The 15,288-nt window shown below is 67.9% G+C and carries 16 protein-coding genes; 5 read left to right on the plus strand and 11 right to left on the minus strand.

Translation table 11 applies throughout. From position 1 onward, the window contains the following. Positions 1-96 precede the first annotated feature (96 nt). The 5 genes from EHF44_RS08470 to hda form a co-directional block, all read right to left on the minus strand. On the minus strand, positions 97-738 hold the full coding sequence (locus EHF44_RS08470) for a deoxynucleoside kinase (protein WP_124683335.1): 642 nt from the start codon (positions 736-738) through the stop codon (positions 97-99). Positions 739-759: 21 nt separating this feature from the next. Next, positions 760-1,278: a 2-amino-4-hydroxy-6-hydroxymethyldihydropteridine diphosphokinase gene (gene folK, locus EHF44_RS08475; RefSeq protein WP_124683336.1), complete on the minus strand. Its 519-nt coding sequence runs from the start codon at positions 1,276-1,278 to the stop codon at positions 760-762. A gap of 1 nt (position 1,279) precedes the next feature. Beyond that, positions 1,280-2,899 carry a polynucleotide adenylyltransferase PcnB gene (gene pcnB / locus EHF44_RS08480; RefSeq protein ID WP_124683337.1) on the minus strand — a complete coding sequence of 540 codons (1,620 nt, stop codon included), beginning with the start codon at positions 2,897-2,899 and terminating at the stop codon, positions 1,280-1,282. Position 2,900: 1 nt separating this feature from the next. Beyond that, a complete protein-coding gene (locus tag EHF44_RS08485) occupies positions 2,901-3,575 on the minus strand; it encodes an HAD family hydrolase (RefSeq protein WP_124683338.1) in 675 nt (224 codons plus the stop codon). Between the two features lie 98 nt (positions 3,576-3,673). Continuing rightward, complete coding sequence (gene hda / locus EHF44_RS08490) at positions 3,674-4,387, minus strand: DnaA regulatory inactivator Hda (protein ID WP_124683339.1); 714 nt, start codon at positions 4,385-4,387, stop codon at positions 3,674-3,676. 205 nt (positions 4,388-4,592) lie between these two features. On the opposite strand from hda, the gene purM reads away from it, so the two are divergent. Further along, on the plus strand, positions 4,593-5,645 hold the full coding sequence (gene purM, locus EHF44_RS08495) for a phosphoribosylformylglycinamidine cyclo-ligase (protein WP_124683340.1): 1,053 nt from the start codon (positions 4,593-4,595) through the stop codon (positions 5,643-5,645). Between the two features lie 70 nt (positions 5,646-5,715). On the opposite strand, the gene EHF44_RS08500 is transcribed toward purM, so the two are convergent. The 3 genes from EHF44_RS08500 to mutL form a co-directional block, all read right to left on the minus strand. Continuing rightward, a complete protein-coding gene (locus tag EHF44_RS08500) occupies positions 5,716-6,210 on the minus strand; it encodes a GNAT family N-acetyltransferase (protein WP_124683341.1) in 495 nt (164 codons plus the stop codon). A 66-nt stretch (positions 6,211-6,276) separates the two neighbouring features. Continuing rightward, positions 6,277-7,230 (minus strand): tRNA (adenosine(37)-N6)-dimethylallyltransferase MiaA, encoded by a 954-nt coding sequence (gene miaA, locus EHF44_RS08505; protein WP_124683342.1) that lies wholly within the window; start codon positions 7,228-7,230, stop codon positions 6,277-6,279. Between the two features lie 12 nt (positions 7,231-7,242). After that, positions 7,243-9,219 (minus strand): DNA mismatch repair endonuclease MutL, encoded by a 1,977-nt coding sequence (gene mutL, locus EHF44_RS08510; RefSeq protein ID WP_124683343.1) that lies wholly within the window; start codon positions 9,217-9,219, stop codon positions 7,243-7,245. Positions 9,220-9,303: 84 nt separating this feature from the next. Between mutL and EHF44_RS08515 the strand changes: the two genes are divergently transcribed. Beyond that, on the plus strand, positions 9,304-9,999 hold the full coding sequence (locus tag EHF44_RS08515) for a VTT domain-containing protein (protein ID WP_409558978.1): 696 nt from the start codon (positions 9,304-9,306) through the stop codon (positions 9,997-9,999). Between the two features lie 36 nt (positions 10,000-10,035). Here EHF44_RS08515 and EHF44_RS08520 read toward each other — a convergent pair whose 3' ends face one another. Both EHF44_RS08520 and murJ read right to left on the minus strand, forming a co-directional pair. Then, positions 10,036-10,884 carry a SirB1 family protein gene (locus EHF44_RS08520; protein ID WP_124683345.1) on the minus strand — a complete coding sequence of 283 codons (849 nt, stop codon included), beginning with the start codon at positions 10,882-10,884 and terminating at the stop codon, positions 10,036-10,038. A gap of 17 nt (positions 10,885-10,901) precedes the next feature. Beyond that, entirely contained in the window at positions 10,902-12,452 is a 1,551-nt protein-coding gene (gene murJ, locus EHF44_RS08525) for a murein biosynthesis integral membrane protein MurJ (RefSeq protein WP_124683346.1), read from the minus strand. Between the two features lie 354 nt (positions 12,453-12,806). Between murJ and rpsT the strand changes: the two genes are divergently transcribed. Then, positions 12,807-13,073 carry a 30S ribosomal protein S20 gene (gene rpsT / locus EHF44_RS08530; protein ID WP_124683347.1) on the plus strand — a complete coding sequence of 89 codons (267 nt, stop codon included), beginning with the start codon at positions 12,807-12,809 and terminating at the stop codon, positions 13,071-13,073. A 151-nt stretch (positions 13,074-13,224) separates the two neighbouring features. Here the strand turns inward: rpsT and EHF44_RS08535 are convergent, their stop codons facing one another. Further along, positions 13,225-13,533 (minus strand): DUF3579 domain-containing protein, encoded by a 309-nt coding sequence (locus EHF44_RS08535; protein WP_124683348.1) that lies wholly within the window; start codon positions 13,531-13,533, stop codon positions 13,225-13,227. A gap of 440 nt (positions 13,534-13,973) precedes the next feature. Between EHF44_RS08535 and argF the strand changes: the two genes are divergently transcribed. Further along, entirely contained in the window at positions 13,974-14,897 is a 924-nt protein-coding gene (argF, locus tag EHF44_RS08540) for an ornithine carbamoyltransferase (protein ID WP_124683349.1), read from the plus strand. A 79-nt stretch (positions 14,898-14,976) separates the two neighbouring features. Continuing rightward, positions 14,977-15,288, plus strand: a complete 312-nt coding sequence (locus EHF44_RS08545) for a pyrimidine/purine nucleoside phosphorylase (protein ID WP_124683350.1) — start codon at positions 14,977-14,979, stop codon at positions 15,286-15,288.

Below are 15,288 nucleotides of genomic sequence, written 5' to 3' on the forward strand. Positions count from 1 at the left end.
GGAGCGCCGGATACGCCCCGGCGGCGGCCGTTGTCGTTATCGTGTCGTGCTGCCGGGGGCCTTAGGCGCGTCTTTGCAGCGGCGGGTGGAGCAGACTCAGGGCGCGGCGAGATTCAGGAAAGCCTTGCGGCCCCGCATGGTCTCGATGCGCGACAGTAGTGTACGGAAATCGCCGTCGTTGTCCACCGGATTGAAATGCGCGGTATCGACGATCAGCACCGGCGCGTCGTCGTAGCGGTGGAACAGCTCGCCATAGGCGTCGTGCAGGCGCTGCAGGTACGACTCGTCGATGGCGGTTTCGCCCGGCAGCCCGCGCCGCAGGATGCGCTCGCGCAGCAGCGATGGCGTGGCCTGCAGCAGGATCACCAGGTCCACGCGCTGCGCGGGCAGCGCCAGCCGGGCGGCCAGCGCATCGTAGAGCGCGAGTTCGTCGGGCTCCAGCGTCAGCGCGGCGTAGAGCCGGTCGCGCGGGGCTACGAAGTTGGTGATCATCCGATGGCCGGCCAGCATCGCCGCCTGCCACTGCTGCAACTGCGTGGCACGCTGGTTCAGGCACGCCAGCTGCATCGGCAGCGCGTAGCGCGCCGGTTCACGGTAGAAGCGTTCCAGGAAGGGATTGTGGCGGGCGCCGTCGGGCAGTTCGCCGGCCCGCAGGTATTGCGCCAGCCGCTGGGCCAGCGCCGATTTGCCGGAGCCGACGGGGCCTTCGATGACGATGCGGCGCAGGTGATCGAGCATGGCCGGGATGCTCCGTCGCGCTCAGGTCGGCGCGTTGCCTTCCTGCAAGCGGGTGCACTTGCATGAGGAAAGCTTCTCGATGCGCTGGCCCTGCACGCCGGGCAGGTAGCCGGCCGCGCGGCCGTGGCCGGGAATCTCCAGCGCCGGGTCCAGTTCCAGCAGCGGCACCAGCACGAACGCGCGCTCGGTGATGCGCGGGTGCGGCACGGTCAGCGTCTCGGTGTTGATGGCATCGGCGCCGAACAGCAGCAGGTCCAGGTCCAGCGTGCGCGGGGCGTTCTGGAACGGCCGCTCGCGGCCGAACTGGTCTTCGATGTGGTGGCAGATGCGCAGCAGCTGCGGCGCGGTAAACGACGTCTCGATCTTCACCACGGCGTTGAAGTAGTCGTCGCCCGTCGCGTCGACCGGCGCGGTGCGATAGAACGAAGACCGGGCCACGACCGTGATGCCGACCTGCTGGGCCAGGCACACGATCGCGTCCTTCAATGCCTGGCGCGCATCGCCAAGATTGGCGCCGATGCCGATGAAGGCGAGCGTCATGTTATTCCTCCGGCTGGGCGCGGCGGGGATCCGGCTCGGACTGACCTCCATCGGTCCGGTCGGCGGCATCCGCCTCGCTGCGGGAAGACACTTTATCCGATTTCCGCGGACCGCGCCGGCGGCGCCGCTTGCGTGCCGGGGCGTCGCCCTCGGGGCCGCCGGCGAACTCCGCGCCGCCTTCGTCGCCGGCGTCCGCGCCACCTTCGGCACCTTCATGGGCGGTATCGCCGCCGCGTGCGCCGCCCTTGCCGGACTTGCCGCGCGCGGGCCGTACGGCGTCGATCAGCGTCTCGCGTTCCTCGGGATGGGCGTTCTGGAAGTCCGTCCACCATTGGCCCAGCTCGGCCGGCTGTTCGCCCGCCTGGCAGCGCAGTTGCAGGAAGTCGTAGCCCGCGCGGAAGCGCGGCGATTCCAGCAGCCGGTACGGCATGCGGCCCACGCGCTTTTCAAAGCGCGGCTGCATGCCCCAGATGTCGCGCATATCGGTGACAAAGCGGCGCTGGATGGCCAGCTGGCCGGTCTGCTTTTCCAGCACCATGTCCATGGCCGTGTTCAGCGCGGCGATCGGGTGCTCGCCGCCTTCGCGCAGCTTGGTCCAGCGCTGCAGCACGTGGTGCCACAGCAGCGACGCGAACAGGAAGCCCGGCGATACCGGCTTGCCCGCCTGCACGCGGCGGTCTGTGTTGTCGAGCGCAAGCTGCACGAAGCGCTGGCCCATCGGCTGCTCGATCGCCACGTCCAGCAGCGGCAGCAGGCCCTTGTGCAGGCCGGCCTTGCGCAGTTCCTGCAGCGACGCCCAGGCGTGGCCGGACATCAGCAGCTTCAGCATCTCGTCGAACAGCCGCGCGCTGGGCACGTTGTGGATCAGCGGCGCCAGCTCGCCGATCGGCAGGCGCGTGGCCTCGTCGATGCCAAAGCCGGTCTTGGCCGCAAAGCGCACCACGCGCAGCATGCGCACCGGGTCTTCGCGGTAGCGGGTGACGGGGTCGCCGATCATCCGCAGCGTCTTCGCGCGGATGTCTTCCATGCCGTGATGGTAGTCATGCACGGTCTGGGCGGCCGGATCGTAGTACATCGCGTTGATCGTGAAGTCGCGGCGCTCGGCGTCCTCCGCCTGCGAGCCCCAGACGTTGTCGCGCAGCACGCGGCCGCTGGCGTCGATCGCATGCGTCTTGCTGTCCAGCTCCGCGCGCTTCAGGCGGCGGCCCTCGGGCAGCGTCTCGCTGGCCACGGCGTCGACCAGCGCGCGGAACGTGGAGACTTCGATGATTTCCTGCTCGCGGCCGCCGTAGAACGTCACGTGGACGATCTGGAACCGCCGGCCGATGATGCGCGAGCGGCGGAACAGGGCCTGCACCTGCTCTGGCGTGGCGTTGGTGGCCACGTCGAAGTCCTTCGGCTTGATGCCGAGCAGCAGGTCGCGCACGGCGCCGCCCACGATGAAGGCCTGGTAGCCGGCCTGCTGGAGCGTGGACGTCACCTTGACGGCGTTGCGCGAGATCAGGGACGGATCGATGCGGTGTTCGTCGACGCCGACGATGTTCGGCATGTGGGCGCGGCCGGTGCGGCGCTGTTTCGGCCCCGGCTTGCCGAGCAGCCGGGTGATGAGCTTCTTGATCACGTCAGAACAGGTCCATGATGCGCCAGCCGGCGGCGGCCGCGTGGTTGCGCAGGCGGTCGTCGGGGTTGGCGGCGATCGGCTCGCTGACTTTTTCGAGCAGCGGCAGGTCGTTGGCCGAATCGCTGTAGAACGTGGTGGTGCCGAAGTCGTCCCACTTCGCGCCCAGGCTCTTGAGCCAGCTTTCCACGCGGGTGATCTTGCCCTCGCGGAAGCTCGGCACGCCCATGACCTCGCCGGTGAAGGCGCTCTCGGGCTTGCCGTCGACGGTCTCCGGGTCGGTGGCGATCAGGTGCTTGATGCCGAATGCCTGCGCGATGGGGGCGGTGACGAAGCTGTTGGTGGCGGTGACCACGGCGCACAGGTCGCCGGCTTCCAGGTGCTTGTACACCAGCGCCTTGGCCTGCGGCGTGATGACGGGCTCGATGACCTCGTGCATGAAGCGCACGCGCCACTGGTCCAGGCGGTCGCGCGGGTTGGCCGCCAGCGGGGCCAGCGCGAAGCGCAGGAATTCCTGGATATTGAGCGTCCCAGCCTTGTATTGGCTGTAGAACTCGTCGTTCTTGCGACGATACGATTCCTCGTCGACGACGCCCATGCGGACCAGGAAGCGGCCCCATTCGTGGTCGCTATCGGTCGGGATCAGGGTGTGGTCGAGGTCAAACAGTGCCAGATTCATGGGGCGCGATTTTACATTAAGGTGCCGCGGGCGGTCGGCCTGGCCCGGGCGGGGGTGGGGCGGCGCGTGGCCGGCCCCGCGGATGGGGGGCGGGTCGGCTACTCCCGGAATTCGGCGAACATTTCGCGCAGCAACGGCAGCGTCACGGCCCGCTTGCGCTCCAGCGCATACATGTCCAGCGCGTCCAGCAGGGCCATCAGGCTCGGCATGTCGCGGTAATGGCGCGTGACCAGCCAGTGCGGGATTTCGGGCGATAGCTGCAGCCCGCGTTCTCTGGCGGCCTGCACCAGCGCGGCCATCTTGTCCTCGTCGGACAGCGGCTGGAGCTGGTAGACAAGCCCCCAGCCCAGCCGTGTGCGCAGGTCTTCACGTACTGGCATCGCGCGCGGCGCCAGGCCGCCCGCCACAATCAGCGCGCAGCGCACATGGGCGCGCACTTCGTTGTACAGCGAAAACACGGCAATCTGGCGCGCCTCGTCCAGCAGCTCCACGTTGTCGACCGTGTAGACCTGGCAGGCTGGATCGAAGATGAAGTCGGCCAGTGCGTGGTGCGGGCTCAGGTAGCGGCAGTTCAGTCCCGCGTGGATGGCGCCGTCGCAGACCGCGTGCAGCAGGTGCGTGCGGCCCGAGCCCATGTCGCCCCACAGGTAGACCAGCCGGTCGTTGGCCTGCTCGCGTGCCACCTGGCCGGGCAGTTCCTTCAGCCGCTGCACGGGCTCGCGGTTGGCAGCCACGAAAAAATTCTCGAACGTCGAAGGGGGCGGGCTGCCCAGTTCGAGAGATAGCTGCTTGTGACTTTGACGCGGTGACATGACGAATCCGTAACTTGCGCGATGCGGGTGCGCTAGCAGGCCGATGCGCCCGCCTACTGGTCGCCGGGAGCCTGTATCCGTTAAAATCGCGATTTTACTGGAGTCGCGCCCGCGCCCCGCGTCCGATTGTCCCCAACGGTCCGGGAAGCGCGTCAAAAAGCGGCGGATTCCACACTTCACCCTCCTCAAAGACAAGCAGGTTCTCATGAGCGCATCCCCGACCGCCGGCCAGGCAGGCCTTTCCTACCGCGATGCCGGTGTTGACATCGATGCCGGCGACGCCCTGGTCGACCGCATCAAGCCGTTTGCCAAGCGCACCATGCGCGAAGGCGTGATGGCGGGCATCGGCGGTTTCGGCGCCCTGTTCGAGCTGTCGAAGAAGTTCCAGGAGCCGGTGCTGGTCTCCGGCACGGACGGCGTGGGCACCAAGCTCAAGCTGGCGTTCCAGTTGAACCGCCACGACACCGTGGGCCAGGACCTCGTGGCGATGAGTGTGAACGACATCCTGGTGCAGGGTGCCGAGCCGCTGTTCTTCCTCGACTACTTCGCCTGCGGCAAGCTGGACGTGGACACCGCCGCGACGGTCATACAGGGCATCGCCCACGGCTGCGAACTGGCCGGTTGCGCGCTGATCGGCGGCGAGACCGCCGAGATGCCGTCGATGTACCCGGACGGCGAGTACGACCTGGCCGGTTTTGCGGTCGGCGCGGTGGAAAAGAAGAAGATCATCGACGGCACGACGATCCGCCCGGGCGACGTGGTGCTGGGCCTGGCCTCGTCGGGCGCGCACTCGAACGGTTACTCGCTGGTGCGCAAGATCATCGAGGTGGCCAAGCCGGACCTGAATGCCGATTTCCACGGCCAGCGCCTGCAGGACGCCATCATGGCGCCCACGCGCATCTACGTGAAGCCGCTGCTGTCGCTGATCGAGACGCTGCCGGTCAAGGGCATGGCCCACATTACCGGCGGCGGCCTGACCGAGAACGTGCCGCGCGTGCTGGCCGACAACCTGACCGCCGTGATCCAGAAGGACGCCTGGACGCTGCCGCCGCTGTTCCAGTGGCTGCAGGCCCAGGGCAACGTGGCCGACGCCGAAATGCACCGCGTGTTCAACTGCGGCATCGGCATGGTGGTGATCGTCGGCAAGGAAGACGCCGAACGCGCCATCCGCCACCTGCAGGCCGCCGGCGAAGCCGTGTGGCAGATCGGCGAGATCCAGGAACGCGCCGAAGGCCAGGCCCAGACGGTGGTGGTGTAACGCCCCACCGGTGTAGTGCTCCCCTCGCCCGCATGGCGGGAGAGGGGAGAAACCTCCCTCCGCGGCTTTCCTACGCCGCCCCCAGCTCCCGCAACGCTTCCCCCGTTACCCGGCAGATCCGCCAGTCCGGCATCACGTCGGCGCCCATGGCGCGGTAGAAGTCGATCGACGGCTGGTTCCAGTCGAGCACCGACCATTCGAAGCGGCCGCAGTCGCGCGCCACGGCCAATGCCGCCAGATGCTTGAGCAGGGCCTTGCCGAGCCCGTGGCCGCGCCAGGCCGGTTCCACGAACAGGTCTTCCAGGTAGAGCCCCGGCTTGGCCAGAAAGGTCGAGAAATTGTGGAAGAACAGCGCAAAGCCCACGGCGCGCGGGGCGCCATCCTGGTCGACTTCCACGAGTACCGCTTCCGCGTGGGGCCGGGCGCCAAACAGCGCGGCTTCGATCTTCTGCGGCGTGGCTTCCACCAGATGGGTCAGCTTTTCGTATTCGGCCAGGTCGGAGATCAGGCGGAACAGCGTGGCGCTGTCGGCGGGCGTGGCGGGGCGGATCGAGTACGGGGTCATGGCGGGGCGTGCCGAGCATCGGCGCTTGAAAAAGTGAACGCCGATTATCGTCCAGCTCTGGCGCGATCACCAGCCCGCGGCGCGGGCCACCTGGGCGACGTAGTCGGGCGCCAGCGCATCGACGGACACGCGCTCGGGCGTGCTGCGCAGCCACGTCAACTGGCGTTTGCAGAGTTGGCGCGTGGCGGCGATGCCGCGCTCGCGCATGCTGGCGAAGTCGCAGTCGCCATCCAGATACTCCCAGACCTGCCGATACCCGACGCACCGCATCGACGGCAGGCCCAGGTGCAGGTCGCCGCGCGCGCGCAGGGCCTTGACCTCGTCCAGCAGGCCGCCTTCGAGCATGGCGTCGAAGCGGGCGGCGATGCGCGCGTGCAGCACGGCGCGGTCCGATGGCTCCAGCGCGATCACCCGGTAGCGCGCGTCGGCGGCGCCGGCGAACGTGCGGGCATCGGCCTGGCGGGCCAGCAGCGCCGACATCGGCTGGCCGCTCAGGCGGAAGATTTCGAGCGCGCGCTGGATGCGCTGCGCATCGTTCGGCGCCAGGCGGGCGGCGGTCACCGGGTCCACCTCGGCCAGCATCGCATGCAGCGCCGGCCAGCCGCGCGCGGCCGCCAGCGCGTCCAGCTCGGCGCGCAGGGCCGGGTCGGCCTGCGGCAGGTCGTTCAGCCCCTGCGTCAGCGCCTTGTAGTAGAGCATCGTGCCGCCCACGATCAGCGGCGTGCGCCCGCGCGCGCGAATATCGTCCACCAGCCGCTCGGCATCGGTCACGAATTGCGCGGCCGAGTAGCTGTCGAGCGGGTCGATGATGTCAATCAGGTGGTGCGGCACGCTGGCCAGTTCGCCGGGCGTCGGCTTGGCCGTGCCGATATCCATGCCGCGATAGACCAGCGCCGAATCGAGGCTGATGATCTCCACGGGCCGGCGCGCGGCCAGGGCCAGCGCCGCCGCGGTCTTGCCCGAGGCGGTGGGACCCAGCAGGCAGACGACGGGCGGGTGAGTGGAAGACTGCGCGGACATCTTGCAGGCAGGTTACTGGCCGCGCAGGAACAGGCGGTCGAGTTCGGTCACGGTCAACTGGACCCAGGTGGGACGGCCATGGTTGCACTGGTCGGCGCGCTCGGTCTGCTCCATCTGGCGCAGCAGCGCGTTCATTTCCTCGACCGTGAGCTTGCGGTTGGCGCGCACGGCGCTGTGGCACGCCAGCGTGGCCAGCAGTTCGTTGCGGCGCTCGGCCAGCACGCGCGAGCCGCCGAACGATTGCAGGTCGCGCAGCACGTCGCGCGCCAGCGCCTCGGCGTCGGCCTGCTTCAGCAGCGCCGGCACCGCGCGCACGGCCAGCGTGGTGGGCGACACCGGCGCGATGTCGAAGCCCAGCAACTGCAGCGTTTCCTGATGTTCCTCGGCGGCGCCGATCTCGACCGGGCTGGCGGGCAGCGTCACCGGGATCAGCAGCGGCTGCACCGCAAGGTCGCGGGCGTCGAGACCGGTCTTGATCTGCTCGTAGAGAATGCGTTCGTGGGCCGCGTGCATGTCGACCAGCACCAGCCCGCGCGCGTTCTGCGCCAGCACGTAGATACCGTGGAGCTGGGCGATGGCGTAGCCGAGCGGATGGTCGGCGTCGGCATCGTCATCGTTCGTGGCCGGCAGGCCGGCGTCGCGCGACGGCAGGCGGTCCAGCAGGCCGGGCGGCTCGTCGGCGCGGGCGGCCTGGGCATCGGCCAGCCAGGCCGGCGGCTGCGGGGACGGCTGCCAGGCCCGCGCGGTGTCGCCGGACGCCGGCGCGGTAGCCTCGCGCACCATGCCCAGGTACGCCTGGCGCGGCTGGGCGATGCCCAGCTCGCTCTGGCGGCCGGCCGAATAGTTGATCCACTGCGGCGCGGCGCCGGGCACGCCGGCCGGACGTGCCGCCGGCATCGGCACCAGCCCGGCACCGTCGCCGGTATCGGAATGCAGGCTGTCGCCCTGTTCGCCGGCCTGGCGCGCCAGGCAGCGCTGCACGGCGTGGTAGACAAACTGGTGCACCGCGCGCGATTCGCGGAAGCGCACTTCGATCTTCGACGGGTGCACGTTGACGTCGACCAGCTCGGGCGGCAGGTCCAGGCACAGCACGTACGACGGGAAGCGGTCGCCGTGCAGCACGTCCTGGTAGGCGCTGCGCACGGCGTGGTTCAGCAGCTTGTCGCGCACGAAGCGGCCGTTGACGAAGAAATACTGCTGGTCCGGCCGCCCGCGCGACGCGGTGGGCAGCCCGGCAAAGCCGTACAGGTGCAGCGCGTCGGCGCCTTCGTCCAGCGCCAGCCGGGCGCGCGCGAAGTCGCTGCCCAGCACCTGGGCGGTGCGCGTGGCCACGTCGCCGGCGTTCCAGTGTTCGAGCGGCTTGCCGTTGTGGTGGACCGAGATCGTGACGTCGGGCCGTGCCAGCGCCGCGCGGCGGATCATCTCCAGGCAATGGCCCAGCTCGGTCTGCTCGGACTTGAGGAACTTTCTGCGCGCCGGCGTGTTGAAGTACAGGTGCTGGACGTCGATCATCGTGCCGACCCCGCCGGACGCGGGCTGCACGTGGCCGGTATCGGCGCTGATCTGCGTGGCATGGGCGTCGCCGGCCGTGCGGCTGGTCAGCACGAGGTGCGACACGGAAGCGATGGACGCCAGCGCCTCGCCGCGAAAGCCCAGCGTCAGCACCGATTCCAGCTCGTCGAGCGAGGCAATCTTGCTGGTGGCGTGCCGCATCAGGGCCACCGGCAGTTCGCTGGCGGGAATGCCGCAGCCGTTGTCGGTGATGACGATGCGGCGCACGCCGCCTTCCTCCAGCCGGATGCCCAGTTGCGTGGCGCCGGCGTCGAGCGCGTTTTCGAGCAGTTCCTTGACCACCGACGCGGGCCGCTCCACCACCTCGCCGGCGGCGATCTGGCTGATCAGTTGATCGGGCAACGGCCGGATCGGGCGGCCGGGCTGGGTGGTGCGGAGGGAGGCCCGGGCTTCGGGCAGGGCGGCGTCGGCAGGCATGCGGGCGATTATACGTGCGGCCGGACACCTTTTCGGCGCACTCCGGACCGGCAGGGGCCGGAACGGTTTCATGGCTCTTGTATGATGGGGGCCTTCACGAGAGAGAGGTCAAATTTGGATACCGCATTGCACCTGTTCGACATGATCCTGCATGTCGACAAATTCCTCGGTCAGTTCGTCCTGGACTATGGCGTCTGGGTCTACGGCATCCTGTTTGCCATCGTGTTCGCGGAAACCGGCCTCGTGGTCGTGCCGTTCCTGCCCGGGGATTCGCTGCTGTTCATCGCGGGGGCCATGTGCGCCACCGGGGCCATGAACGAGTGGATGCTCTGCGGCCTGCTGTTCGCGGCCGCGGTGATCGGCAACACCGTCAACTATTTCATCGGCAGCTGGATCGGGCCGAAGGTGTTTGACCACCAGTGGCGCTTCCTGGACCAGAACGCGCTGCGCAAGACGCACGATTTCTACGAGCGCCACGGCGGCAAGACGCTGGTCATGGCGCGTTTCATCCCGATCGTGCGGACGTTTGCGCCGTTCGTGGCGGGGGTGTCGCAGATGACGTTCGCGCGCTTCCAGCTCTTCAACGTGCTGGGCGCCGCCCTGTGGGTGTTCGGCCTGGTCTTTGCCGGCTACTTCTTCGGCAACCTGCCGTTCATCAAGCAGTACCTGAACCTGATCGTGCTGGCCGGGATCGGCGCGGCCATCGTGCCGCTGGTGCTGGGCGGGCTCTGGAAGCTGGTGCGCGGCCCGCGCCGCCGTCCGGCCGACCGCAAGCCCTGAGCGCGGGGCGCCCGTGGGGCGCTCACCGGTGGGCCGTCAGCTCAGGCTGCGGCTCATCATCCGCAGGGCCGGCATGCGGTCGCGGATCTGCGTGGTGTCGGCCGCATCGGGCCGCGCCCGCACATAGGCTTCCAGGTCTTCCAGCGCCGGCCGGAAGCACTCCAGGTTGGCATAGGCCAGCCCCCGGTCGCGCACTTCCTCGATCGAATCGGGCAGCAGGATGACCAGGCGGTTCTGCACCGCCAGCAGCCGCTGCCAGCGCGATTCCTGCAGGTAGATCGCCTTCAGGTTGCGCAGCATGCGCGCCACGATCTCGCGGTGGCCGGCCACCTGCAGGAACAATCCCAGCGGTACCTCGTTGGACCCGGTGATGCCTTCGCGCTCCAGCCACGGGTCGAGCATTTCCTGCAACTGCTCCCGGGACAGCGTCTCGCCGGTCAGCGGGTCGAGCACGACCTCGCCGGCCGGAATGGTCATGCGCACCAGAAAGTGGTTCGGGAACGACACCCCCTTGAGCGGCAGGCCGATCTGCTGGCCCAGTTCCATGTACAGCACGGCCAGCGAGATGGGAATGCCGCGGCGCTGCTTGAGCACCACGTTCAGGTAGGAGTTGTCGGGGTCGTAGTAGTCGTTCGCGTTGGGCCCGAAGCCCAGGTCGCGGTAGAAGAAATGATTGAGCAGCCGCAGGCGCTGGATGGCCGGCGTGCCCTCGGCAATCCGGCGCTTCAGGCGCACCGCCAGCACGTCCAGCGCGGCAAGCTCGGCCTGCAGGTCGAGGTCCGGATAGGCGTCCTGGGCGATCGCGAGCGCGGTTTCCGTCAGCGGGATGGCGTCGTCGTCGGCCACGAGGCTGGCGAAATAGTCCAGGACTTTCGTGGAGGTCATGGGGGCGATGTTCCTGACTAGCCGGCGCGGCGCCGGAAGGCCGCATAGCGCAGGCCCATGAGCCACAGTGTACCGAAGTAGACCGCCGCCGCAAGTACCAGGCAGGCCGCCATCAGCGCGATGCGCAGCCAGGGGGTGGCGCCCATTCCCACCCAGTCGAAGTTGCGCGAGAACCAGAGCAGCATGCCCGACAGGATCAGCACGGCCGCCACCAGCCGCAGCAGGAACAGCCCCCAGCCCGGCGCGGGATGGTAGAAGCCGCGCCGGCGCAGGCCGAAGAACAGCAGCAGCGCGTTGACCGTGGCACCAAAGCTGATCGACAGCGCCAGCCCCGCATGGGCGAACATCGGCACGAACACGAAGTTCGACACCTGGGTGATGACCAGCACCAGCACCGCGATCTTGACCGGCGTGCGGATGTCCTGCCGCGCATAGAAGCCAGGCGTCAGGATCTTGATCAGGATGAGGCTCAGCAGCCCGACGCCGTAGGTGGCCACGGCCTGGCGCGTCATTTCCACGGCGTGGGCGTCGAACTTCCCGTAGTTGAACAGCACCGACGTCAGCGGCGTGCCGAACACGAAGAGGCCCACCGCGCACGGCACGGCCAGCAGGAAGGTCAGGCGCAGGCCCCAGTCCAGCAGGCCCGAATATTCCTCGCGGTCATCGTTGGCGCTGGCGCGCGACAGGCTGGGCAGCAGGATGGTGCCCAGCGCCACGCCCAGCAGGGCGGTGGGGAATTCCATCAGTCGGTCGGCATAGGTCAGGTACGACACGCTGCCCGCCGCCAGCCGCGACGCGATATTCGTATTGATGATCAGGCTGATCTGGGCCACGGACACGGCCAGCAGCGCCGGCGCCATCTGCCGGGCCACGCGCCGGGCGCCGGGGTTGGACCACGCCGCACGCAGGTTCAGCGACACGCGCGGCAGCACGCCCAGGCGCCGCATGGCCGGGACCTGGATGGCCAGTTGCAGCACGCCGCCCACCAGCACGCCCCACGCCTGCGCGTAGATCGGCTGCGCCATGTGCGGGCCGACCCACAGCGCCGCCACGATCAGGCAGACGTTGAGCAGCACCGGCGTGAAGGCCGGCACGGCAAAGTTGCGCCACGTGTTCAGCACGCCCGACGCCAGCGCCACCATCGAGATCAGGCCGATGTACGGGAACATGACGCGCGTCATGAATACGGCGGCGTCGTAGGTCTCGGCGTCGCCCCGGAAGCCGGTGGCCACGACGGTCATGACAATCGGCGCGGCCACCACGCCCAGCAGCGACACGGCCGCCAGCACCCAGGCCATCACCGTGGCCACGGCGTCGATCAGCCGGTGGGTTTCCTCGTCGCCGCGCTTGCCGTGGTACTCGTTCAGGATCGGCACGAACGCCTGCGAGAACGCGCCCTCGCCAAAGATGCGGCGCAGCAGGTTGGGGATGCGGAACGCCACGTTGAAGGCGTCGGTCATGTCCGAGGCGCCAAAGGCCCGGGCGATCAGGATTTCGCGCATCAGGCCCGTGATGCGCGAGAGCATCGTCAGGCCGCTGATGGTGGCGAGCGCTTTGAGGAGGTTCAAGGTATCGGTCGGGGGAAGCTGCGGTGCCTGGCGCCGGCAAGCCGGGCGCCTTGTCTGGCGGATCAGACGCCCGGCCGCGCGCAAAGTTGCCGCGGCGCCACGCCGGGGTGCCGATTGTGGCGCTTATTATACGGATCGGCCACGGTTTGCCGGCTGCGGGGGCGCCGTGGCGCAAGTGTCGCGGATCGGCCTTGCCTCCGGCGCGGCCATGTGTGTATAATCGCCGATTCGCAAGGACAGTCGCGTCCAGGATTCGTTTGTCGAAACATCCCGGGTCGCACGATGTGACTTAATTGTTGCGTCCCAAATTATTGCGTCGCCCCGGGCGCGCATTCTGAATTCAGGAAGAGATACATGGCAAATTCCGCACAAGCTCGCAAGCGCGCGCGCCAGGCCGTCGCCGCGAACGCCCACAACTCCAGCCTGCGCTCGCGTCTGCGCACCGCCGTCAAGGCCGTCCGCAAGGCCATCGACGCTGGCGACAAGGCCGCAGCCGCCGAGATCTTCAAGCAATCGCAGACGATCATCGACAGCATCGCCGACAAGAAGATCGTGCACAAGAACAAGGCAGCGCGCCACAAGTCGCGCCTGTCGGCCGCCATCAAGTCGATGGCTGCCTGATAACCGCCCGGGCCGCTCCGGCGGCCGGTGGTATCGAAAAGCCCGTCTCCTGACGGGCTTTTTTGTTGCCGGACGATCCGCCTCGGGTGGGCCGTCCAGTAAAAAACCCGGCGTAGGCCGGGTTTTGCTTTTCTGGTGCCGGGCGGGCCGGTCAGTCGTGATGCACCGAACAGGCTTCCACGACCTGCAGGTTGTTGTCACGGGCAAAATTCAGCACGAAGTCCAGCGCCTTGGGCTCGATCTCGCGCAGCCGGGTATCGACCACCACGTTCTTCACGCCGGCCACGATCACGGGCCGCACGTACGGCGAGTAGGTCAGCCGGGGATCGCCGGTATCGCCCTCGGGTCGGAATTGCGCCATCACGCCGCACAGCCGCTCGGCCCAGTCGCTGGGACGGAAGGTTTTGCCTTCCTTTGTCACGCCTTGGATGAAATATTCGCGAACTTGGGGGGTGGTCATGGGACTGCGGGGATCTGCTTGGTGACTCGACGGTAAACCCGTGGCACGGGCGCCCCGTTTGACGGGTCCGGCGGGCGATTGGTTCGCGCGCGTCCGGACGGGGAGCGGGGCGGTCATGTCGACGGGGGCACTTTTGATGCCGGCGGCGGGCGGTGGCATGGGTATGCCGGGCCCCGCGTGAATCAGCGAGTATTATATCTTATATAAGACTTGCGCATACGACGAAATCCTGTCGGGAACCTGTCAGCGGCGGCCATCAGGGTCCTCTGCCGGGTTAACGGCGCGGGCTCGCCAAAGCTGGAATAATCCCTTATGATCTTTGCAATTACATTGCGTAAGCGACGCGAAAGGCGGCTCCGCGACACGCTCCAGTCCTGAAGGTTTGCGCTTGGCGCGCGCCTCCGGACTGCGTGTCCCAAGCGAGTCGCCTTCTTTGTTTTATGAGCCCAACCCCGATCAAGCATTACCTCCAGTTCAGCGACCTCGGTGCCGATGAGTACGCGTACCTGCTGGACCGCGCAAGGATCCTGAAGGCGAAGTTCAAGAACTACGAGACATGGCACCCGCTGCACGACCGCACGCTGGCCATGATCTTCGAGAAGAATTCCACGCGTACGCGGCTGTCGTTCGAGGCCGGCGTCCACCAGCTTGGCGGCCATGCGGTGTTCCTGAACACGCGCGATTCACAGCTGGGCCGTGGCGAGCCGATCGAGGACGCGGCCCAGGTCATCTCGCGGATGGTGGACATCATCATGATCCGCACCTACGGCCAGGACATCATCGACCGCTTTGCCGCCCACTCGCGCGTGCCGGTCATCAACGGCCTGACCAACGAATACCACCCGTGCCAGGTGCTGGCCGATGTCTTCACGTACATCGAGCAGCGCGGCAGCATCGCCGGCAAGACCGTGGCGTGGATCGGCGACGCCAACAACATGGCGTACACGTGGATCCAGGCGGCCGAGCGGCTCGACTTCACGTTCACGTTCTCGGCGCCGCCGGGATACCAGCTTGACCCGGCGATGGTGCCGGCCTCCGCCGCGTCGCGCGTAAAGGTGTTTGCCGATCCGCTGCAGGCCTGCGAGGGCGCCCACCTGGTGACCACCGACGTCTGGACCAGCATGGGCTTCGAGGCCGAGAACGACGCCCGCAAGCGCGCGTTCAAGGACTGGATGGTGACCACGGCGATGATGGACCGCGCCGCCGACGACGCACTGTTCATGCACTGCCTGCCCGCGCACCGCGGCGAGGAAGTGGAAGCCGCCGTGATCGACGGCCCGCGCAGCGTGGTCTGGGAAGAAGCCGAAAACCGCCTGCACGTGCAGAAGGCGCTGATGGAATACCTGCTCTGCGGCCGCTACTGAGCGCGCACCGGAGCCGATGGAAGGGGGCCGCGAGGGCTCCCTTTTTTACGTCCTTGCAAACCCGAATCGAGGAGATGAGATGAGCCAGTTCGACAACGTGTCGGTCGTCAAGAAAGCCAACCTGTATTTCGACGGCAAGTGCGTGAGCCACACGGTGCTGTTTGCCGACGGCACGCGCAAGACGCTGGGCGTGATCTTTCCGGCCACGCTGACGTTCAACACGGGCGCCCCGGAGATCATGGAAGTCAACGCGGGCAGCTGCCGCGTGCGCCTGGCCGGGGCCGACGAGTGGAAGACCTATGGCGCCGGCCAGCAGTTCAACGTGCCCGGCAACAGCAGCTTCGACATCGAAGTGACCGAGACGCTCGACTACGTCTGCCACTTCGAATGA

This window comes from Cupriavidus pauculus (genome assembly GCF_003854935.1).
Lineage (GTDB): Bacteria > Pseudomonadota > Gammaproteobacteria > Burkholderiales > Burkholderiaceae > Cupriavidus > Cupriavidus pauculus_C.